This window comes from Wolbachia endosymbiont (group A) of Conops quadrifasciatus (assembly GCF_964027015.1).
In the GTDB taxonomy this organism is placed as follows: domain Bacteria; phylum Pseudomonadota; class Alphaproteobacteria; order Rickettsiales; family Anaplasmataceae; genus Wolbachia.
In genome coordinates, this window is sequence record NZ_OZ034722.1 from 513,014 (window position 1) to 530,682 (window position 17,669).

The following is a 17,669-nucleotide window of genomic DNA, read 5'->3' on the forward strand; positions in this document are numbered from 1 at the left end:
TTCTTTAAATGATCGATGTCCATGGACCAAGGTTTTTTTCCTCTTTATCCACTTGTTCAACATTGCTCTTCTTAAGTCTGCTTCTCACTTCTTCTGTATGTTTGTTGTCTATGCAGGTCTTATTTTTTACTTCACTAGAGCGATATGTTTGCGACTGCGGCTTTTTATATGCTTCTTTTTCAGGTGTGAAAATTTTTACTAAAAGTCCCCCTATAATTGGTATTGATTTCAAGAAATTTCTTAGCTTTAAAGGTTCTTGCTCCAGACCTGCTGAGAATCAAGCAATAAAAAGAAGGAAAGGAGGGTGACTAAAATCAAGGTTAACTAAAAGGCGTGCTTAAGATTCACAATACCAGCAATAATATTGAACCTCAGGTTGTATTTTTTCTGAAAATTGCGGTAAACATGAGACATAATCTTAAATATCTTTATCTCACGGATCTTATTTTCTACTCTCATTCTAAATGATGCTAATCTTCTATTATGCTCTTTCTGCTCTGGAGTTAATGGCTTTTTACGATACTTTTTATATGGAATTATAACATTGCTTTGCAATTTTTGCCAACCTTGATATCCAGAATCGGCATATTTTATGCTATCGATTGGTAAATATTTTTCTTGTTTCCTTATGCGAAAATCATTAATTCTACCATGATATGACTTTGACACTGATAAAATTCTTCCACCTTCTTCGATAACAATCTCAGTTTTCATAGTGTTGGTTCTTTTCTTTCCTGAATATGATTTCTTCCGTTTTTTACTATCTTCTGGTCTCTGTATTTGCTGTTCTGTAACATCAGCCAGAATCTTCAGTATTTTTTCTGGTGTCATACTTCTATCTTTTGTTATAGTAACTTTTTTGGCAAGTAATGGCTCTATTTTCTTCAGTAACCTAAATACATTTGCGTTGTGAACATTGAACAGGCACCCTAAAAATCTATGTGTTATGTAAGTGCGATAGTACAAAATTACGCAAAATAACTTATCTTCTAGAGTTGGTAGTTGTGATCTTCTACCATGGCACTTTTTCTGTTTTTCAAGTCTTTCCTACCCAGACCTCACTTTTTCCACTACCTTTTCGAACTCCTCTATAGTTAAACCTGTTATATTACGAAAGTTTCTTGGGTGTTTCTTCATGTTATAGTAACTAAAGCTCATTTTTTTACCTTACTCAATCTGCTTATTCTTCTTCTACTTCTCTCACATTATTTTTTCAATCACCTTTTGCAGCAGGTCTATTGTTGTACCGATATACCACAACGAAAAGCTGCTTGTTTTAGTTCTGCTTCAAACTTACTACGATATTTAATGAATAGCCTTGTGCCTCTTGCAAAGAAATCTGTTTATCTGCTGAAGAAGTATACATTTGTCTTTTACCTCTCTTGACCAGCAACATATCAGCTAATAGTATTCTTCCATTTATATCAGATTGTGCTGAAATGCTTCTAATGTCTGGCACCACTTTAGTTTTATCGTCAATTCCTTTTACAAATTCTTTATTTACTAAAGGCGCTGATAATAGAGTCTTGTATCTTGTAAAAAGCATCTAATATTTTAAGCTTAAGCATTAGATGGAGAAGGGAAGCACTCTGTCATAGGGCTTAGATATAAAATCTGTCAAGTAGATAAGAGCTCCCTTCTCAAAGGTATAGGCTGGAAGGTATCGTAGAAAGGCCTAAATGGTTCTAATTCTATATCCGCAAGAATAGCCTTACTTTTCATTTTTAATGGTAACGTATGGGGTTATATATGATCAACAACTTTCTGGGAATAGATGTATCAAAAGATCGTTTTGATGTTTTTCTCTCATTTATAAGTAAAAAAGGAAAACGTGAAACTAGGAAAAGAAGCTTTAAGAACGATGATAATCGGTTTCAAGGTCTGCAGAGCTTTCTACAAAAACATAACGTAGAGCAAGTGAAAGCTTGTATGGAAGTTACTGGTTGTTATAGTGAAGCTCTGGCTGAATTTCTACACAATGCTGGACATTTTGTAAGTGTTGTAAATCCTTCTTGCATAAGATCTTATGCAAGAAGTAAGCTTGTACGACAAAAGAATGATCAGACCGATGCGGAAATTATTGCTGATTACTGACAAAGACAGGAACCAACTCGTTGGACACCACCTTCTCCTGAGTTAAAAAAATTAAAACATCTTTATCGTTGCTCGGCTGCGTTAAAAGATGAATTGACATTAGTAAATAACCACTTAGAAAAAAAAGAGAGACTGCCTAAAGAAGTTACAAATGCTTGGGAAGACCTTGCAATGAATATAGCTCAAAAAATAGAAACAATAAAAAACTCCATACGTGAACTATTAAAGCAACACAAAGAGTTGTTGGAAAATTTTCAACTTCTATTAACTATTTCAGGCATAGGAGAGGAATCAGCAATAGCTATCTTAGCTGAAGTTCCTGACATAAAAGCTTTTAGAAATGCCAGGCAATTGGCAGCATATGCTGGAGCTATACCACGAAATATAACGTCAGGTTCCTCTGTATATGCCAAGCCCAGATTAAGTAAATCAGGTTCACGAACACTACGTAAGGCAATGTATTTTCCTGCTATAGTAGTTAAAAATCACAATCCTATTATTATGACTTTTTGCAAGAGATTAAAAGAAAAAGGCAAGCATAATATGGCCATTGTGGGAGCTGCGGTGCGTAAGTTACTCCATATTGTTTTTTGGTGTTCTAAGGTTCAAAGAAGGCTTTTGATCCAGATCATATCAAAAACTACAGGGCAAAGCTGTTGGAGGAAGGTTTACTTAGCTGATTGTTAAAAAAAATACTTTCAATCTTATATGAAATATTGCCTTATTTTGTAATTTTCTTGTTGACTAACTAGACGGTATCTATATGTATAAGTGGGGGTAATGTTCTATCATGTAAAAATTTTTCAAAAGAGTCCAAGCAACCCATCAATTCACCTGGCATTGGTGGCACATATTTTGCTGTGTCTATTGTACATCCTGGGCTTCCAATCCAATTTTGCACTCGGCGAAATTCTCCTGGAGTTGCGTGAGAACCTCTTACACCTTGCATAAGTTTTCCGTGAATTTCTTTAACCAACTGAAGCGACAGTGGAAAAGATTGTAAACGTTTTAGTCAATAATCGAGCGCTGATATATAATTGCGTACTTCTTGTAAATCATCGGGATTGCGATCTACATTAGCACCTGCTTCTTGAGCCAAAATTTCACCAAGAGTTGCTTGAGTTCCCTCGATTCTACTTGAAAGAACTGCTTCACGTGCTATAAAGGGTCGTATGAGAAGATGAGGGTTAGGCAATTTAGCTCCTTTCCTGGATAACATACCCAAAATATGATCTGCTCTGGAAAGACTATTAACTAAATAATTGTCCCATTCAAATTTTGGTAGCAAGGGGTTAGGTATAAATGCCTGATAACCAGCGAATGCTCTAACAACTTTGCCTGATGGTGATCCTTTAATATACATTCATTCAACCTAGCACACTATTTTTATAGTATATATTATTTTCAAATAAAGTCAAAAATGAAAATAAGGCTTTATCTTATTTGCGTGTATGAAAATAAGAAACTCTCTTATTATTGATTTTACTCAAAAACGAAAATAGAAGAAGCTGCTGAACTTTATATTAGCAGTTATCCTGTTTTTCTGGAGAGCTGCTATAAAACTTCTGAGTGAAGTCACTTAATTTTTACACATCTATTGTAGAGTAAGAAGAGCCGAATTTGGGACAAAAATGCTAGCTGATGCTTGGACTTTACTGACACTTACACTACTTGAAACTATACTTAGTGTAGACAATTTAATCTTTATTTCTCTAGCAATAGATAAGGTACCAAATGTGCTGAGAGAAAGAGTGCGCCTTATGGGCCTTGGATTAGCGCTATTAATGCGTTTTGTAATACTATTTTTTACATCATCTATATTGTCAATGCAAAAACCTATATTTCACACTGCATCGCTAAATATTTCAGCAAGGGATTTACTTATGATTGCAGGGGGATTATTCCTTATTGTTAAAAGCTCTATGGAGTTACGAGATGACATCTTTGTATGTAAGAAAAATAAAAAGAAAGCAAACGTTAAATCAAAATTTTTTTTAGTTGTGCTACAAATTATATTAATAGATTTAGTTTTTTCAGTTGATTCGATATTAACTGCTATAGCACTAACTTATAACATGATAATAATTGCCACAGCGTTTACATTTTCCATGCTAGCAATGCTGTTTTTATCAAGTTATACCGCCCATTTAATCAAATCTAATCCAGGTTTAAAAGTAATTGCTATCTTATTTATTTTACTTGTCGGTGTGTACCTCATACTTCATGGATTTCATATAGAATTACCAAAAGGATATTTGTATTCTTCATTTATGTTTGCACTGCTTGTGGAAGTTATAAGCAAAATAAAGAAAACGTAGTGTGTAGATATAGCCTCACTCAAGCGAGATTTTCCTGTGGATTTAAGGTGATAAGAGGAAGTAGTAATGTTTTCTCGGGGTGAAAGTAACCTCTTGCATACATATTAAAATCTAAGAAAGTTAGTTTTTGTGCTATAATGGTTCCTTATTGAAAATAGCGTTGATGGATTCCTCTGATTAATTGTATTCCACCTGCAGCATTCATTAACCTGCTTTTTAGCTTTGGATTTTTTGTTAAACTACTATCTTGATGTACAATATCACCGTGCAAATCCTTGATACGTTCATTCTGAACATAGCGCTCATATCCTTGATCTCCAACAACCTTATCAAGTAAATACTTACTATCACCTTCAATATTTTTGTCTCCAACAAACTCTACTAGCTGAGCATTTTTTGCTTCATCTTGACTATTTTTAACATAAGTTAGGAACTTTTCACTATCAATTATAGTTTTGTCTACATTATTTTCATCTACCTTGCCTTTACTAAACTTTTCCACATCACTCTTTGAAAATAAACAAGGATTAACACTTCTTTTGCTTCTACCAACCGGCCTTACACAACTGTTTAGGTTGAATTTCTTCCTAGGTGCTTGTGTTTCAGCAAGTATAGCTTCATCTAAGTTAGATATACGTTGTGGATCTATACTTAATCTATCTGAAACATCTTCTCTCGTACGTATAAAATAATCTTCATTTCTTCCTTGAACTTGCAAACGGTTATGTATTTCATCAGGAATATTACGTGATCTACTCATTTGCAATACATCATTAATATCTCTAGCATTTTCTAACGCCCACAAGCCACAATTATAACCATCACTTTGTTGAGTAACAGAAACATCATTAACGGTAATTTGAGCCTTTTCTAAAACTTGACGAATACTATCTGGAACATTGCTACCAAACGAGTCTGCATAGTATCCATTATACTGCCCATTTTGACGGGCGATAACTAACGTAACCCAATGATTATCATTTAAATTAACAATTAAAGTTAATGGCCGCTTTTCACCTCTTGTTGCTACGCTATTCTGAAACTGTTGTAATTTATTAGCTATATGCTTCGGTGATCCCACTACTTCAAACAATATGTTAGCCCCATCAGTACCATAGCCATATTCTATTCTTGCAATATCAGCTATATCGTGTTGTTGAAGCCAGTAATGATAATCCTTTTCTGCTGTTGCAGACTCTAATGTACTTAGGTTCTCTTCTTGTATACCCATATCTTTGAGTCTCTGGGTTACTTCTTGTATTCCTTCTAAATGTTTTCTCTTAGCAATGTCAATAGAACTGTGCACTACCAGAGCAGGAACAAACTCATCACTTGTTAATATTAAAGAACCTTTATCCTTAGCCTTCACATTAACAACCACACCCATGAAAAACATTTTATCACTATCTGTAATTGCTTTCAGTGCCGCCCCTTTAGCATATCTAACATTTTGTTCTTTCGTTAATTGATCAACCTCTTTTTTCATTCCTTCTTCATCTAAGTTTTTATCTATAAGCTTAAATTCCAGCGCTATAGGAGTGTATTCTTTAGTACCCCGAGGTGAAGGACCAATACCTTGAATTACCATATCAACACGACCACCTGCTCCTGTTTGAAATTCAGGTATGATTACAGTCTTAGAAGAAGTTTCCTGTAGCTTTAAATCGCTTTAACTACTAAATAAACCATTAAGAACAGCTTGTAATCTTGCTTCATTAGTAATCAAATCTTTAATAGGGTAAATCGCATCTGCTACCTCAGTAAGCAACCCTTTATAGGCTTGCAATGAAACCTCACCGTCAGAGGAAGTAGCATATTGAGAAGTGATTGCTTGATCAAATTTTGCCTTTAATTCATCAGAACTGGGTATCTTAAGAAAATTACCTTTAAATTGCTGACCGGAACCACTTGGTTTATACTTACTTATCTGTTCTATTTCAAAAAGTTTTTCAAAAGATAACCCTGTTTCATATTTTTTTAGACTCATTTTAATTTCTATGACATTTCCTATTTCAGGTATGTTCAGAACTGGAATTTTTTTGTCAGCATAGAATTCTCTCGTATTGGACTCTCGTATATGAAAAATGAATGCTGTTTTTTCTTGCCCTTCATTACCTTGAATAAATATTAATGTTGTAACAGGGCTTTTGGAAAAAGTGTACTCCGTTCCCTGAGACCAATTCAGAGGATACTCATTGTATGAATATATATATTTGTTAATGTGACTCTGATCTTGACCAATTTTGTTAACTAAGATTGATTGACCTAATATGTCTCGACTGAAATAGTAATGGTCTTTTGTTTCTTTATTTGCTGGAAAAGTATAGTATTCGCTTGATAATAGATCTTTTACCTCCCGCTTAAAAACTTCCTCATAGGCTGATTGATTATCCCACTTGCCAACTAATTCGATAAATTTCTCCATCAAAGGAGCTGGTGGTTGTTTAATAGGTTTTACTTCAGTTTTAAACGGTTCTGTGTAATCTAAATTTAGCCCAACGGCGATAGCATTATCTGCATTGGTTAAAACCCTCATCTTATTTGGTCTAAAACCCTTTATATAATCTTCAGCTTGTCTCAGTGCATCACTTGGATCAACTTGTCCTTCAGTTCCAGCCTTGAGTTCAATAAGAATTGGAACTGAATCAACAGCACGATTAGGCCCAAGAACAAGCAAAACGATATCAGCATAACCTCCACCAGCAAACTGCTCCAGGTAGACCTTGGTATTATCACGATATCGAAAGTTATCAAATACTCCTGCTACAAAGCCATGTTGATCAGCTTCGCGAGCTTTAATGCCATAAACATTAGCTTGTAAATTTAAATTAGTATGAGCTTTTTTAATATAAGTTAGAATGGCTTTAAGATTATCCTGAACTTGCTTTTCATCTGGAATAGTAAGCTTTTCTATATAATTCTCTAAATAGACAGATTTACATAGCTTTTTTTTCACTTCTGTAAATGGAAACTCTGTTGGAGGAGGGATAGGTACATCTTTGATTTTCTTGTTAATTTCTACCTTAATGTTTATTTTTTCATCTTCTCCATCACTCTTTAAAGTATATTCCCTTGCTGATACAATTCTTGATATTTCCTTACTAAAATCATCACTAAGGTTTTTATTTGAGCTACTTAGAAACTGCTTAGCTTTCTTTAAAAATTCATCTTGAGGTAGATAATGACCTTTTAATTCATTAGGGTCAATTTGCATTGTTTGAGTATTTCCATGTACATCCTTAGCTTTACACTCCAATACGTTATTCTTCAGATATAAATATAACTTCTTCGACTTAACATCTTTGTCTGACTTCGGCTTAGTTTTTACTAACTCATATTTATCTTTTAGAATTTTTATCACATCAATTTGAAGCTTGCGGGCATCCAATTCATTATAATCTCTACCTATTACACTCTTGAACTCGCCCTTGGTGAATTCAAAGCTCCTAGTATGGGCATCTGAAGGCTTAGAGTGTTGAGCTTCTATCTCTTCAGTGAAAATAAAAACATTTGTTTTGGATTCTGTTTCTGCTACAACCTTTAAAGTTCTCGCTCCCTCAAAACGAAAGTGCAATTTTTTTATGCCTAGCTTGTCATTAAGTTTAGTATCTAATACACTGGAAAAAGAACCTAAAAATCTATGAGGAAAAAAGCCAGGCTTTTCACTAGAGTGCAAATAAGATTGTATTTGATCAACTAATGACTGAAATCTTGCTTCAAAGGACTTATCTAGTAGATCTGCTGCATTGGAGGTTGAGGAGTCTATTTTTCCAAAAAGCAACTCTATCAATTCAAAATCTTGTGGTTTTTCTTGTTGCTGATTATTACCAACCATAACTGCCCCCTAATTTTAACCTTTTTCATTCTTACCTAAGCTCTATAACTCTTTTTGTACATAAGCCTAAGCAACTGAATTTCCTAAAGCAGAAACACTAAACTTTTCCTCTACCCTCAGCAACCTCCTGCTTTACAGCTTCTACATTTAATAATGAACTTGGCAACTGACCATCACCTGCTCCACCGTCGAATTGCCTACCTCTAATTCTAGTAAATATTTCATATATTGACTTATCTTCTTCCATAATAGAGTGCATTTGTTCTTGGTTAAGAGAGTTAACGATCTTAGATAATATTTTAATAGCTTTATTCTCCTTAATGAGAGAAGCAACTAAATCTCTGGTTGATGAGAGTTGTTCGCTTAACTTATATAAATAGTGTTGTCTATGAGCTTCAAATCCAGGACGATTCCACATAGAGGTGAGCATGTCACTACCAGATTTAATAAAACTATCATCCGGCATAGAAACAATCGAGTCTAATGCTGCAAACATTAACGTAGAGTACTTATCAGTAGATAAATCTTCTGACTCTAAATGCTCAAATAGCTTTTTGGCACTTTCAAAAAAGTAACTACCTATTAACGTATTTAATATATAATGATACTTATTTTGTTTAAAATCCCTTTTCAATAACTCATGATACTTATCTTCACAAAGATAGCGTAGGCAAAAATCAACCATACCAACATCATCTGTAGAAAAATGCCCTTTATTATACGCTACTTCCATTAATAAATCTTCTTTCCTTTTTGGAGACACAGAATCAATTGACTGTAACTTATTCCAAAAGAATTCCAAAGCTTCAACATGCTTTTCTAGCATCGCACATTTAAAAGCATAAACGTATGGATGTTCATTATTTAATTCTAACTGATGTTCCTGGTTATTCATAGCATGTGACCAATAGATCATTAAAGCTCCTCTATTGCATCCTTTAACTAAACTCTCTACTGGCTTGCTACCTAATGTTAATTTAAGTTCCTCAAAAATAGCTCTTATCTCGTCCTCAAAACAACACCAGCAGGCAATTTTGTAGCGATCAGAAGAATCAAGAAGAGATTTCTGTCCATCTTCAGTTTTTAAGGTTAATAATTTTTTCCCTAGTGCATACCTATCAAGTTTAACATAACCTAAGATATCATCGGCTTTTCAACAAATTTCGCTTTCTAAAATTTTCTTTAAAAAAGGTGGTAGTATTATGCTATTCCATCTATTAAATAGTGTCTGATATGCAATACAATATCTCTTAGTCTCTAACTCTTTAAACCCTTTATGAGGATCATCTTCTTTAATAGACGTTAGTAATATCTTTTGTACATCTTCGTAATCCATACTTACCCACCTAACAAAATTTAATATATTTTAGGTATGTTGCTCTACCTTTAAAACTTTGTCAATTACTATTTTAGAAAAATTTTCTAACCTAAAGTGGTTTCAGTAAAAGGCTCTTAATAGGCTTAATATACGGTCTTTTGTTCACTTTTTAATTCTGTTTTTTATAAGTCTATCTTAATTATTATTCTAAAATAAACTAATATTAATTTAGTACTATATTTATTAAGAATTAAATAACATAACCATTTTCAGTAGTCAAAACCAAGGGCGGTGAGAGCTTTTTGTTTTGGGATGGATTGGTCTACCAAACAATACGTTCAAACTTTTCTATATAATAATTTTACTATACCGCAAAATCAGCTATATTAGCCTACTTTTGCTACATTTATATATGAACTAATTTGCCTAACTTTGTTGCAGCAATTTTGCGTTTTTATTTTCACAACGCCGCTTTTGTTTAAATTGTTCTCACAAATATACGTACTTTTTTTGTGTTTTTGAAGAAAGTAAATAATGAAATTTTTTGTGACGCTAAAGTTAGGTGTTTCTTTCAAAGGTATTCTATCCACAAGAAGATATTGCCTTGTTGTGTTTTCCATCTGACAGTTTCACCCTCACACGTTTTAAAGACCATTATAAATAAGCCATAAACTGTATTAGTTGATTGGAGTTTGAGTGATATCTTTATAATTAAAGGCATTACACCCAATAGGATCATTTTCTTTTTTAGCACTATAGTAGTTTCTAATGCCATGGCTTAACTGCTTGGAATAATCAAAATTAAATGCTCCATCATCAAATGATTCTTCTTTCAGATTCCTAAACCAGTATTTTACTTCCCGTTCTGTTATATGTTCTGGTGGTACCGATGGAGATTTCTCAGGATGTTGTGCTGTACTATGGCATGACAAACATGAAGATTTTTTATTATCTATTGGACCATTAAGTCTACCTAAATATCCTAAAGAACTTTTCATCACATCGGGATTTATCCAACATTCTAATAATCTTTCCCCGATTGCATAATCTGATGTAAAGTAATTAGAGTCATTACCCCAAGCAACACCGATCAATTTCATATTAAACCACGGATTTTTATTATTTATAGTACAATCATAAATAAATGTACCTGCAACCCATCCTGTTTCTTCTGATCTCTTGTCTTTAACTAAAAAATCAATTTGAAATAATCTAAGTTGCTTAAATACCTTTGGAGTTCCTTTCTCAGACTGATTAATATAGCAAGTCCAAGAGATACTGTTTTTAAGAGTTGAAATATCCTCTTGCGTTGCCTCTGTAAATACTAATTTTGTGCTTACTGTGCCATCTAGGAATTTACCTTTAGTAATATCAGCGTTATTTATATCTTGCCATACCTGCCCATATGTATAGGCTCCTTGCTCATTAACAATAGAAATTGCCCAATTTTGTAGCATAGATTTTTGATGATTATGTAATTCACCAGGTTTGAAGGATCGTTCTCTTGTTAAACCATTAACAAATTCTCTACCAGTTATCCCATAATGCATCCATGGTGCATGATACCAATTAGCGACCTTATTACAATGTAAATCAAAATCACAGTTAATATTTCCGTCATATATGTATTTTAAAATTGTGTAAGCGTATTTTTGTGGTTCCTCTTTAAATGATATATATTCCCACGGGTTTTTTGCATTACTAATTTCAGTTGGGTAATCAGTCTTAATCCTAAAAACCTTACCATTATAACCTGAAGGTACTTTATCACATGAAGATATAACTGTTCTGTCAGCATATGTGAAACTACTATTTAGTATCAAAAGTGATAAGATTAATAAACTCCTAGTTTGTACTTTAAACCCTATATAATGTCTCTGATTTTTGATGAGATTAAATCTTTTCATAGATATTGCCCTTCCACAAATTTCTTACGAACCGTCCTTTAAATTAACTATTCCTATAATAAAAGTAAACCAAAGATTTTGTTTGTGTAAATTCAGCTTTGTTGCACAACCATTTATAGAGTAAATAGGTAAAAGAAATCCATGTAGCAAATTCAAAAGAAAGCGTACCAATGCCAGTGAAGTTTATTGAAGTAAAATGGGTATAGAAAGAAAAAAATATAAATTCTCTAAAAAATACGAAAGTTAGAAAAATTATGCTTGCATTAGTTTTTATTCGTACTATGTATTACACATAATATCTTTATCCAGGGGGGTGTATGACTGAAGATATTTTTGAACCTGAGCAGGGTTGTAGTGGAGAAGCAGATCCATTGGAAGCAAAGCATCAACTAGACCAGGCTGCTGAAGGTAGCCCTATAGATGTAGTAAGAGAAGTAGATCTTGATGAAGAGGAGTATGCATTACACTGTGCTGCTAAAGCTGGCGATACAGATTTTATAGATTACCTAATAGAGAAAGGAGTAAATGTTAACGCAGCGGATGGAGATGGGTGTACTCCATTATTGGTAAATGTTAACGCAGCGAGTAAAATATGGAAAGAAGTATGAAAGTAGGTATAATTTTGCAGATTATGTAATAAAAAGAATTAGTGACTTAAAGAAGAGTTCTCAAGATATAAAAATTGCTAGTGGTATAGTATGTAAATTAGTATCAGAAGGAGCGTTATTATATAACATAAACAGTATGTGTGTGATTGACGAACTGGAGAAGTTTGAAGGTCACAAAACTAATATGAAAAAAGCTCATGAAGAATATGTCAATAATACTTTAAAGTTTATGGAAATTGTTAAAAGTGCAGCTACTGGTAAAGTAAAAAATGCAAAAATGGATAATTCTACTTTTTACTTAGAATACTCAGAGGACAGCAAAATAGATGTTGCGAAGATTACAGATGGAGCAAGGAGTTTAGGACTAACTCAAGGAGAAATAGAGTACGGAAGAGATATAATAAGAATCGGTAAAAGTGAGGTAGAAATTATAACGCAAAAAGGCATAAGGCATTACACTGATCTTGCAGATGGTAGCAATATAGTGTTAACTTTCTATACTAGTTTAGGAGAATTGGAAGTTAATTTATACCCTGACAAGCAAGATAAAATAATAGTAGAAGTGAGTAATAAAAAGGAAATATTGGAAAAGTTCAAAAATTGTAAAGAAGAATTGGGTAAGAATTGTTCACTTGGTGGGTATTCAGTGTACGACGCTATTGAACAAGGCTACTTTGAAAGGTCTGGGAAATTGATGCGTTCTGAAGCAATGAGTCAATCTAATGGAAAAATCGGTCCTTTGACAAAACTTGATGAAATAAGAGGAGCCTCAAGTTTCAAAGAAACAGTAAGCCGTTGTATATAGTAAGGACAGATGTTGATGTTAAGTTAATAGCTTAGAGATTTTCCAAGGAAATTATCTTGATATTTATAGTCTTTCAAGCATGCCACTAGCTTTAAGATTTTTTAGGTCAGTCGCCTATATTAATAGGAACACCTACCTCAAGTAGATTCTTTGCCACTTCTATTTCCCCTATTTTTTTACCCTTTTCTTTATCAATCTGTATTCTTTTAGATACTGACATAATTAATGAATAAAATTTATCACGTATTTCTTGATCATCAATTTTTTCATACTCTCTCACTAAATCTAGTACCCCATTTTCTCCCTCTCTATCCTCATTACTTCTTTCAATTTCAACATTGCCTTTTTCTATTAGTTCACTAATTTTCGGCAGTAGAGTTTGAGCGTGCGTTGATAATTTGTCTGCTGCATTACATAGTTTTCCTATTGTCATGATATGGGTTCCTTGCTCATAGCGTCGTATTTGACCACCTGTTAAACCGACTTCATTTCCTAAATCCTCCTGAGAACGTCCTCTTGCTAGCCTCCAGTCTTTCATATTTTCCCCTGTTTTATAGGCTATAAAATTAACTATCTCTGTTTTATCATGTTTCTTAAGTTCATCTTTAGACAAGCCTGTTGTTTGGAGGATGACATCAACAGAAATACCCGCTTTAAGTAGATTCTTTGCTACTTTAATCTTTCCTGCTTCTCTGCCCTCTTCTTCTCCCATCTGGATAGATTTATTTAATGCAGAGGCTATCTTACATAATTCCTGGTTCCTAAATTTTTTACATTCTCTAACTAGATTTAATGTTTTTTCTACCTCACCTTTCTCTGATGCCATCGATTCAGGCAGTAGTTTTGCCATATCAATCATTAGTTCCACTACTATCATACAGAATATAATGATTGAAATCGGATTTTCCCCTCGCTCATATCTGGACATTTGCTTCTCTAATACTCCGACTTTACTTCCTAGACCTGCCTGAGTATATCTTTTCTTTTCCCTCTCATGTTTTAATTTTTTCCCTACTTCGTAGTCTGTTAACTTTGTGTCAGTAGTCATGTCTCTTTAAAACATTTTGAGACAAAGATATACTCTTTAATCTAAGATTCTATTAAAGCTACCTTGCACTACCGTAAGAGAGTAAGATAGGAGACTTCAGTAAAAATCATATTTGATGATGTCCAAGCTGTCCTTTTCAACGTTTTCAACATTTTTGGGAATAGTTAATTTTCTTGTTCCTGCTATGTATTTAACTACCTCTAAATAATCCTCATTCCATCGACCATTAAGGGCATAATGTAATGGTGTATTCCCATATTTCTTAGTGGCCTTAATTTCAGCTCCTCTCTCTATGAAGTATTTTACTAAATCAACGTTGGCGTGGTAAGCTGCCCAATGTAGTGGTGTTCTGCCCTCATTGTCAAGACCTGCTGAGAATCAAGCAATAAAAAGAAGGAAAGGAGGGTGACTAAAATCAAGGTTAACTAAAAGGCGTGCTTAAGATTCACAATACCAGCAATAATATTGAACCTCAGGTTGTATTTTTTCTGAAAATTGCGGTAAATATGAGACATAATCTTAAATATCTTTATCTCACGGATCTTATTTTCTACTCTCATTCTAAATGATGCTAATCTTCTATTATGCTCTTTCTGCTCTGGAGTTAATGGCTTTTTACGATACTTTTTATATGGAATTATAACATTGCTTTGCAATTTTTGCCAACCTTGATATCCAGAATCGGCATATTTTATGCTATCGATTGGTAAATATTTTTCTTGTTTCCTTATGCAAAAATCATTAATTCTACCACGATATGACTTTGACACTGATAAAATTCTTCCACCTTCTTCGATAACAATCTCAGTTTTCATAGTGTTGGTTCTTTTTTTTCCTGAATATGATTTCTTCCGTTTTTTACTATCTTCTGGTCTCTGTATTTGCTGTTCTGTAATATCAGCCAGAATCTTCAGTATTTTTTCTGGTGTCATACTTCTATCTTTTGTTATAGTAACTTTTTTGGCAAGTAATGGCTCTATTTTCTTCAGTAACCTACATACATTTGCGTTGTGCACATTGAACAGGCACCCTAAAAATCTATGTGTTATGTAAGTGCGATAGTACAAAATTACGCAAAATAACTTATCTTCTAGAGTTGGTAGTTGTGATCTTCTACCATGGCACTTTTTCTGTTTTTCAACTCTTTCCCACCCAGACCTCACTTTTTCCACTACCTTTTCGAACTCCTCTATAGTTAAACCTGTTATATTACGAAAGTTTCTTGGGTGTTTCTTCATGTTATAGTAACTAAAGCTCATTTTTTTACCTTACTCAATCTGCTTATTCTTCTTCTACTTCTCTCACATTATTTTTTCAATCACCTTTTGCAGCAGGTCTAATGCCGTAAAACTTTCATCACGACTTACTAATTCTTCTTTCATCCGAGAAAAAATCTCTTCAAAGTTCAGTGGTTCGATAATATTTGGCTGCTCCATCTTTATACCACAACTCCATCAAAGCGAATCTTTTCCCCCATTGGTAAGTACAATCCTTCTAGGTCAAGCGTTACTTTTCCTTCTTTCACTTCTGTTATTTTTACTTTTTCTAACTTAAATCTCTTTTCCCATTTTTCCAGTGCTTCAGCGGTTGCTGCGTAAATTTCTAACGTAAAATCACGATTGATTGGCCGTTCAACTAACTCAAGTAATCTTGACCCATAGTTCCTGCGCATTATTCTGCTGTTAATAGGAGTAGTTAAAATATTAACTATTGATTGCTTTAAATGTTCTATTCCTTCTAACTCTTTTCCTGTTTTAGCATCCATACCTCTCATTTTTAGCTCGCAAACACGTTTTCACTTCCACTTATTACCTTAAAACCACAAGATACTGAATCCCCAACTCTTCCTATACCATGACCATTTGCAAACACTGCTTTCGACCCTTGTGCCATTACCTTACCTTCTGTAAAACTATCTCCTTGCCGACAAACTGGTCTTCCGTTTACAAATATATCTCTGCTTCCACTTATACAAAAATGCGGCAACGCTTCCCCGCAGTGATCTCCTAGGCATATAACTGATTTATTCATTCCTTTTTCTAATTTAGATTTATTCTTTGTGCCTTAAGTTTTATTCCATCCTTTGTCATCTCTACGCTTGATCCTTCTACTTTCAACGTTATTTTATCTACTACATCAATCTCAAGATGATGATTCTCCTTGTCGTACGATAATTTTGTTCCATCTTTAAATACTACACTACTTACTTCTTTTTTACTTTCCGGAGGAGGATACTTTTCCTGATATATTGCCGGTAACACCACCCCTAATGACAACTCTCCATATGGCGATAATACCATCACCTGCTCATCAATATCTGGCGCAAACCAACTTCTATCTTCTCCTGCTCTTGCCGTTACCCACGGAAGCCAATCGGTTATAAATTCTCCTATTTTTACCCGCACTCTCGCTTTTTCATAGTCTACTTCTTTAACTAGATCTACACGAATAATATTCGCTAACTTCCTATTCAGCTCTGAGATCGCAAAATTATGGTCTAACATGTGCTTTACCTATTTCGATAACATGTGGCGTAATACCCCCTGACCACATTGATTGACCTATATGTAGCTCATTAGTCCACTCCATTAACCACATAAGGTATGCATCCAACTCTGGCTTAAAATCGTCTACTTCCGCTGATAAAAACTCTCCAGGTGCAATATTTTTCACGTTCCAAGTATTTTTACTTACAACCCTTGCAACTTCCGCTGCCAGTGACCTTACCACTACCTGAGAATCTTCAACTGTTCCATTAACTACAATTCTCGCTTCAAATCTTGCTCTTAGCGCTAATTCCTCTTGTTCCCGGATCTTTTCCTGGTTCCAAACTCACAAGCTCTACAAACACCGCTGGCGCTATTATTTCCCGACGTTCTGTTGGATACATTTCGCACGTTTGTATTGCTGGGATTTCTTCCCTGACCTTATTACAGATTGCCTCATGTAAATTTCCCCAGAACATTATTTCATATAACTCATTTGCTGATCAAAATACTTCTCAAATACTCTCTCTACTTCATTATCAACTAACTCTTTCATTATTTCCCGAGCTTGCGTGTTTACTTTAATTTCATCTATTGGTAACGGTGTCATGTACCTTCTTTTGAATATTCCTATATGACCATTTTTCATTGTTGCTATAAATGCTCCTTCATACATATGGCTTCCTGCCCTTGCTCCTATCTTTGTCTGTTTTATGCTCCCAAATTTTGCTACTCCTATCCACTGGGAACTAAGCTTTACTACTGACCACAAACGCTTTCTATTTGCTTTATCCACACTTAACTTTTTTCTCATCGCTTTTTTTGGTATTTGTTTTTCTTCGTTTACTTGTTTGACAGTTTGTGACCTTACCCACAGCGCTGTTTTGTTTAATGCCCTCACCGTCGCTTTTTCCACTTTTTTCCTTTCAGCATCTATACTTTGTATTACCTTTTCAATACTACCGGTAACTTCAACGTTAATACGCATTTATACTCCTGACGCTTGAATTTTCCAGATTATTCCTGAATTATCCCTAAGCGGCGGTGAATGTACTTTGTATCTACGGTTACCAATAACAAAAGTATCTCCTACCATTGGCTTTAATACATCAAACACACTTACTTCTAAAGTCAAAATTTCTCCTACAAATTGTCCTTCACCAATTCCATATAATTTATCTGGCTGTTGCTTTAATATCTGTACCTTGTATTACTTATCCCTTGATTCATACAACGCTTGCTGCCCTAGA

19 protein-coding genes and 5 pseudogenes are annotated in these 17,669 nt (G+C 34.2%); 4 read left to right on the forward strand and 20 right to left on the reverse strand.

Annotated elements, in window-relative coordinates; genetic code table 11:
- Positions 1–4: 4 nt before the first annotated feature.
- The 3 genes and pseudogenes from AAGD69_RS02680 to AAGD69_RS02690 form a co-directional block, all read right to left on the reverse strand.
- Complete coding sequence (locus AAGD69_RS02680; RefSeq protein ID WP_341812511.1) at positions 5–232, reverse strand: hypothetical protein; 228 nt, start codon at positions 230–232, stop codon at positions 5–7.
- Positions 233–324: 92 nt separating this feature from the next.
- Positions 325–1,158, reverse strand: a pseudogene (locus AAGD69_RS02685) (transposase family protein).
- A 118-nt stretch (positions 1,159–1,276) separates the two neighbouring features.
- Positions 1,277–1,546, reverse strand: a complete 270-nt coding sequence (locus AAGD69_RS02690) for a hypothetical protein (RefSeq protein WP_341812512.1) — start codon at positions 1,544–1,546, stop codon at positions 1,277–1,279.
- Positions 1,547–1,749: 203 nt separating this feature from the next.
- Between AAGD69_RS02690 and AAGD69_RS02695 the strand changes: the two are divergent.
- A pseudogene (locus tag AAGD69_RS02695) lies at positions 1,750–2,774 on the forward strand (IS110 family transposase).
- Between the two features lie 68 nt (positions 2,775–2,842).
- On the opposite strand, the gene AAGD69_RS06955 reads toward AAGD69_RS02695, so the two are convergent.
- Both AAGD69_RS06955 and AAGD69_RS02700 read right to left on the reverse strand, forming a co-directional pair.
- A complete protein-coding gene (locus AAGD69_RS06955; protein WP_410529865.1) occupies positions 2,843–3,043 on the reverse strand; it encodes a hypothetical protein in 201 nt (66 codons plus the stop codon).
- A 63-nt stretch (positions 3,044–3,106) separates the two neighbouring features.
- The gene (locus tag AAGD69_RS02700; RefSeq protein WP_341812513.1) at positions 3,107–3,313 is read right to left on the reverse strand and encodes a Fic/DOC family N-terminal domain-containing protein; all 207 of its coding nucleotides are present in this window, start codon (positions 3,311–3,313) and stop codon (positions 3,107–3,109) included.
- A 412-nt stretch (positions 3,314–3,725) separates the two neighbouring features.
- On the opposite strand from AAGD69_RS02700, the gene AAGD69_RS02705 reads away from it, so the two are divergent.
- Positions 3,726–4,412 (forward strand): TerC family protein, encoded by a 687-nt coding sequence (locus AAGD69_RS02705; RefSeq protein WP_341812514.1) that lies wholly within the window; start codon positions 3,726–3,728, stop codon positions 4,410–4,412.
- A gap of 145 nt (positions 4,413–4,557) precedes the next feature.
- Here AAGD69_RS02705 and AAGD69_RS02710 read toward each other — a convergent pair whose 3' ends face one another.
- The 5 genes from AAGD69_RS02710 to AAGD69_RS02730 form a co-directional block, all read right to left on the reverse strand.
- Positions 4,558–6,000 (reverse strand): hypothetical protein, encoded by a 1,443-nt coding sequence (locus AAGD69_RS02710; RefSeq protein WP_341812515.1) that lies wholly within the window; start codon positions 5,998–6,000, stop codon positions 4,558–4,560.
- Positions 6,001–6,081: 81 nt separating this feature from the next.
- Positions 6,082–8,247 carry a hypothetical protein gene (locus AAGD69_RS02715; RefSeq protein ID WP_341812516.1) on the reverse strand — a complete coding sequence of 722 codons (2,166 nt, stop codon included), beginning with the start codon at positions 8,245–8,247 and terminating at the stop codon, positions 6,082–6,084.
- Between the two features lie 97 nt (positions 8,248–8,344).
- Entirely contained in the window at positions 8,345–9,163 is an 819-nt protein-coding gene (locus AAGD69_RS02720; RefSeq protein WP_341812517.1) for a hypothetical protein, read from the reverse strand.
- A gap of 237 nt (positions 9,164–9,400) precedes the next feature.
- Positions 9,401–9,583 (reverse strand): hypothetical protein, encoded by a 183-nt coding sequence (locus AAGD69_RS02725; protein WP_341812518.1) that lies wholly within the window; start codon positions 9,581–9,583, stop codon positions 9,401–9,403.
- 659 nt (positions 9,584–10,242) lie between these two features.
- Positions 10,243–11,472, reverse strand: coding sequence for a hypothetical protein (locus AAGD69_RS02730; RefSeq protein WP_341812519.1), 1,230 nt, complete (start codon positions 11,470–11,472; stop codon positions 10,243–10,245).
- 317 nt (positions 11,473–11,789) lie between these two features.
- Here AAGD69_RS02730 and AAGD69_RS02735 point away from each other — a divergent pair, with 317 nt between their 5' ends.
- Positions 11,790–12,080, forward strand: a complete 291-nt coding sequence (locus AAGD69_RS02735; RefSeq protein WP_341812520.1) for an ankyrin repeat domain-containing protein — start codon at positions 11,790–11,792, stop codon at positions 12,078–12,080.
- Entirely contained in the window at positions 12,043–12,885 is an 843-nt protein-coding gene (locus AAGD69_RS02740) for a hypothetical protein (RefSeq protein ID WP_341812521.1), read from the forward strand. Before AAGD69_RS02735 ends, AAGD69_RS02740 begins: the two co-directional genes overlap by 38 nt.
- 106 nt (positions 12,886–12,991) lie before the next feature.
- Here the strand turns inward: AAGD69_RS02740 and AAGD69_RS02745 are convergent, their stop codons facing one another.
- From AAGD69_RS02745 to AAGD69_RS02785, 10 genes and pseudogenes are all read right to left on the reverse strand, one after another.
- Positions 12,992–13,933: a hypothetical protein gene (locus AAGD69_RS02745; RefSeq protein WP_341812522.1), complete on the reverse strand. Its 942-nt coding sequence runs from the start codon at positions 13,931–13,933 to the stop codon at positions 12,992–12,994.
- A gap of 96 nt (positions 13,934–14,029) precedes the next feature.
- Positions 14,030–14,263: pseudogene (locus AAGD69_RS06960) on the reverse strand (ankyrin repeat domain-containing protein); the annotation flags it as partial.
- 95 nt (positions 14,264–14,358) lie between these two features.
- A complete protein-coding gene (locus AAGD69_RS02750; protein ID WP_410529841.1) occupies positions 14,359–15,171 on the reverse strand; it encodes a transposase family protein in 813 nt (270 codons plus the stop codon).
- A 99-nt stretch (positions 15,172–15,270) separates the two neighbouring features.
- Positions 15,271–15,369 (reverse strand): annotated as a pseudogene (locus AAGD69_RS02755) (baseplate assembly protein J); the annotation flags it as partial.
- A gap of 2 nt (positions 15,370–15,371) precedes the next feature.
- Complete coding sequence (locus tag AAGD69_RS02760; protein ID WP_341812523.1) at positions 15,372–15,707, reverse strand: GPW/gp25 family protein; 336 nt, start codon at positions 15,705–15,707, stop codon at positions 15,372–15,374.
- 2 nt (positions 15,708–15,709) lie between these two features.
- Complete coding sequence (locus tag AAGD69_RS02765) at positions 15,710–15,964, reverse strand: PAAR domain-containing protein (protein WP_341812524.1); 255 nt, start codon at positions 15,962–15,964, stop codon at positions 15,710–15,712.
- An 8-nt stretch (positions 15,965–15,972) separates the two neighbouring features.
- A complete protein-coding gene (locus tag AAGD69_RS02770) occupies positions 15,973–16,437 on the reverse strand; it encodes a phage baseplate assembly protein V (RefSeq protein ID WP_341812525.1) in 465 nt (154 codons plus the stop codon).
- Positions 16,424–16,898: pseudogene (locus AAGD69_RS02775) on the reverse strand (hypothetical protein). The gene AAGD69_RS02770 and the pseudogene AAGD69_RS02775 overlap by 14 nt, the downstream one beginning before the upstream one ends.
- Entirely contained in the window at positions 16,898–17,407 is a 510-nt protein-coding gene (locus AAGD69_RS02780) for a phage tail protein (protein WP_341812526.1), read from the reverse strand. The pseudogene AAGD69_RS02775 and the gene AAGD69_RS02780 overlap by 1 nt, the downstream one beginning before the upstream one ends.
- Positions 17,408–17,617, reverse strand: a complete 210-nt coding sequence (locus AAGD69_RS02785; RefSeq protein ID WP_341812633.1) for a hypothetical protein — start codon at positions 17,615–17,617, stop codon at positions 17,408–17,410.
- Between the last annotated feature and the right edge of the window lie 52 nt (positions 17,618–17,669).

Bases quoted from the DNA above. Each gene is read 5' to 3' on its own strand.
- AAGD69_RS02715 (WP_341812516.1), bottom strand. From the start codon at position 8,247: ATGGTTGGTAATAATCAGCAACAAGAAAAACCACAAGATTTTGAATTG.
- AAGD69_RS02700 (WP_341812513.1), bottom strand. From the start codon at position 3,313: ATGTTATCCAGGAAAGGAGCTAAATTGCCTAACCCTCATCTTCTCATA.
- AAGD69_RS02760 (WP_341812523.1), bottom strand. From the start codon at position 15,707: ATGAGAGGTATGGATGCTAAAACAGGAAAAGAGTTAGAAGGAATAGAA.
- AAGD69_RS02770 (WP_341812525.1), bottom strand. From the start codon at position 16,437: ATGTTAGACCATAATTTTGCGATCTCAGAGCTGAATAGGAAGTTAGCG.
- AAGD69_RS02750 (WP_410529841.1), bottom strand. From the start codon at position 15,171: ATGAAGAAACACCCAAGAAACTTTCGTAATATAACAGGTTTAACTATA.
- AAGD69_RS02705 (WP_341812514.1), top strand. From the start codon at position 3,726: ATGCTAGCTGATGCTTGGACTTTACTGACACTTACACTACTTGAAACT.
- AAGD69_RS02735 (WP_341812520.1), top strand. From the start codon at position 11,790: ATGACTGAAGATATTTTTGAACCTGAGCAGGGTTGTAGTGGAGAAGCA.
- AAGD69_RS02725 (WP_341812518.1), bottom strand. From the start codon at position 9,583: ATGGATTACGAAGATGTACAAAAGATATTACTAACGTCTATTAAAGAA.
- AAGD69_RS06955 (WP_410529865.1), bottom strand. From the start codon at position 3,043: ATGCAAGGTGTAAGAGGTTCTCACGCAACTCCAGGAGAATTTCGCCGA.
- AAGD69_RS02745 (WP_341812522.1), bottom strand. From the start codon at position 13,933: ATGACTACTGACACAAAGTTAACAGACTACGAAGTAGGGAAAAAATTA.
- AAGD69_RS02690 (WP_341812512.1), bottom strand. From the start codon at position 1,546: ATGCTTTTTACAAGATACAAGACTCTATTATCAGCGCCTTTAGTAAAT.
- AAGD69_RS02740 (WP_341812521.1), top strand. From the start codon at position 12,043: ATGTTAACGCAGCGAGTAAAATATGGAAAGAAGTATGAAAGTAGGTAT.
- AAGD69_RS02710 (WP_341812515.1), bottom strand. From the start codon at position 6,000: ATGGTAATTCAAGGTATTGGTCCTTCACCTCGGGGTACTAAAGAATAC.
- AAGD69_RS02720 (WP_341812517.1), bottom strand. From the start codon at position 9,163: ATGATCTATTGGTCACATGCTATGAATAACCAGGAACATCAGTTAGAA.
- AAGD69_RS02730 (WP_341812519.1), bottom strand. From the start codon at position 11,472: ATGAAAAGATTTAATCTCATCAAAAATCAGAGACATTATATAGGGTTT.
- AAGD69_RS02780 (WP_341812526.1), bottom strand. From the start codon at position 17,407: ATGCGTATTAACGTTGAAGTTACCGGTAGTATTGAAAAGGTAATACAA.
- AAGD69_RS02765 (WP_341812524.1), bottom strand. From the start codon at position 15,964: ATGAATAAATCAGTTATATGCCTAGGAGATCACTGCGGGGAAGCGTTG.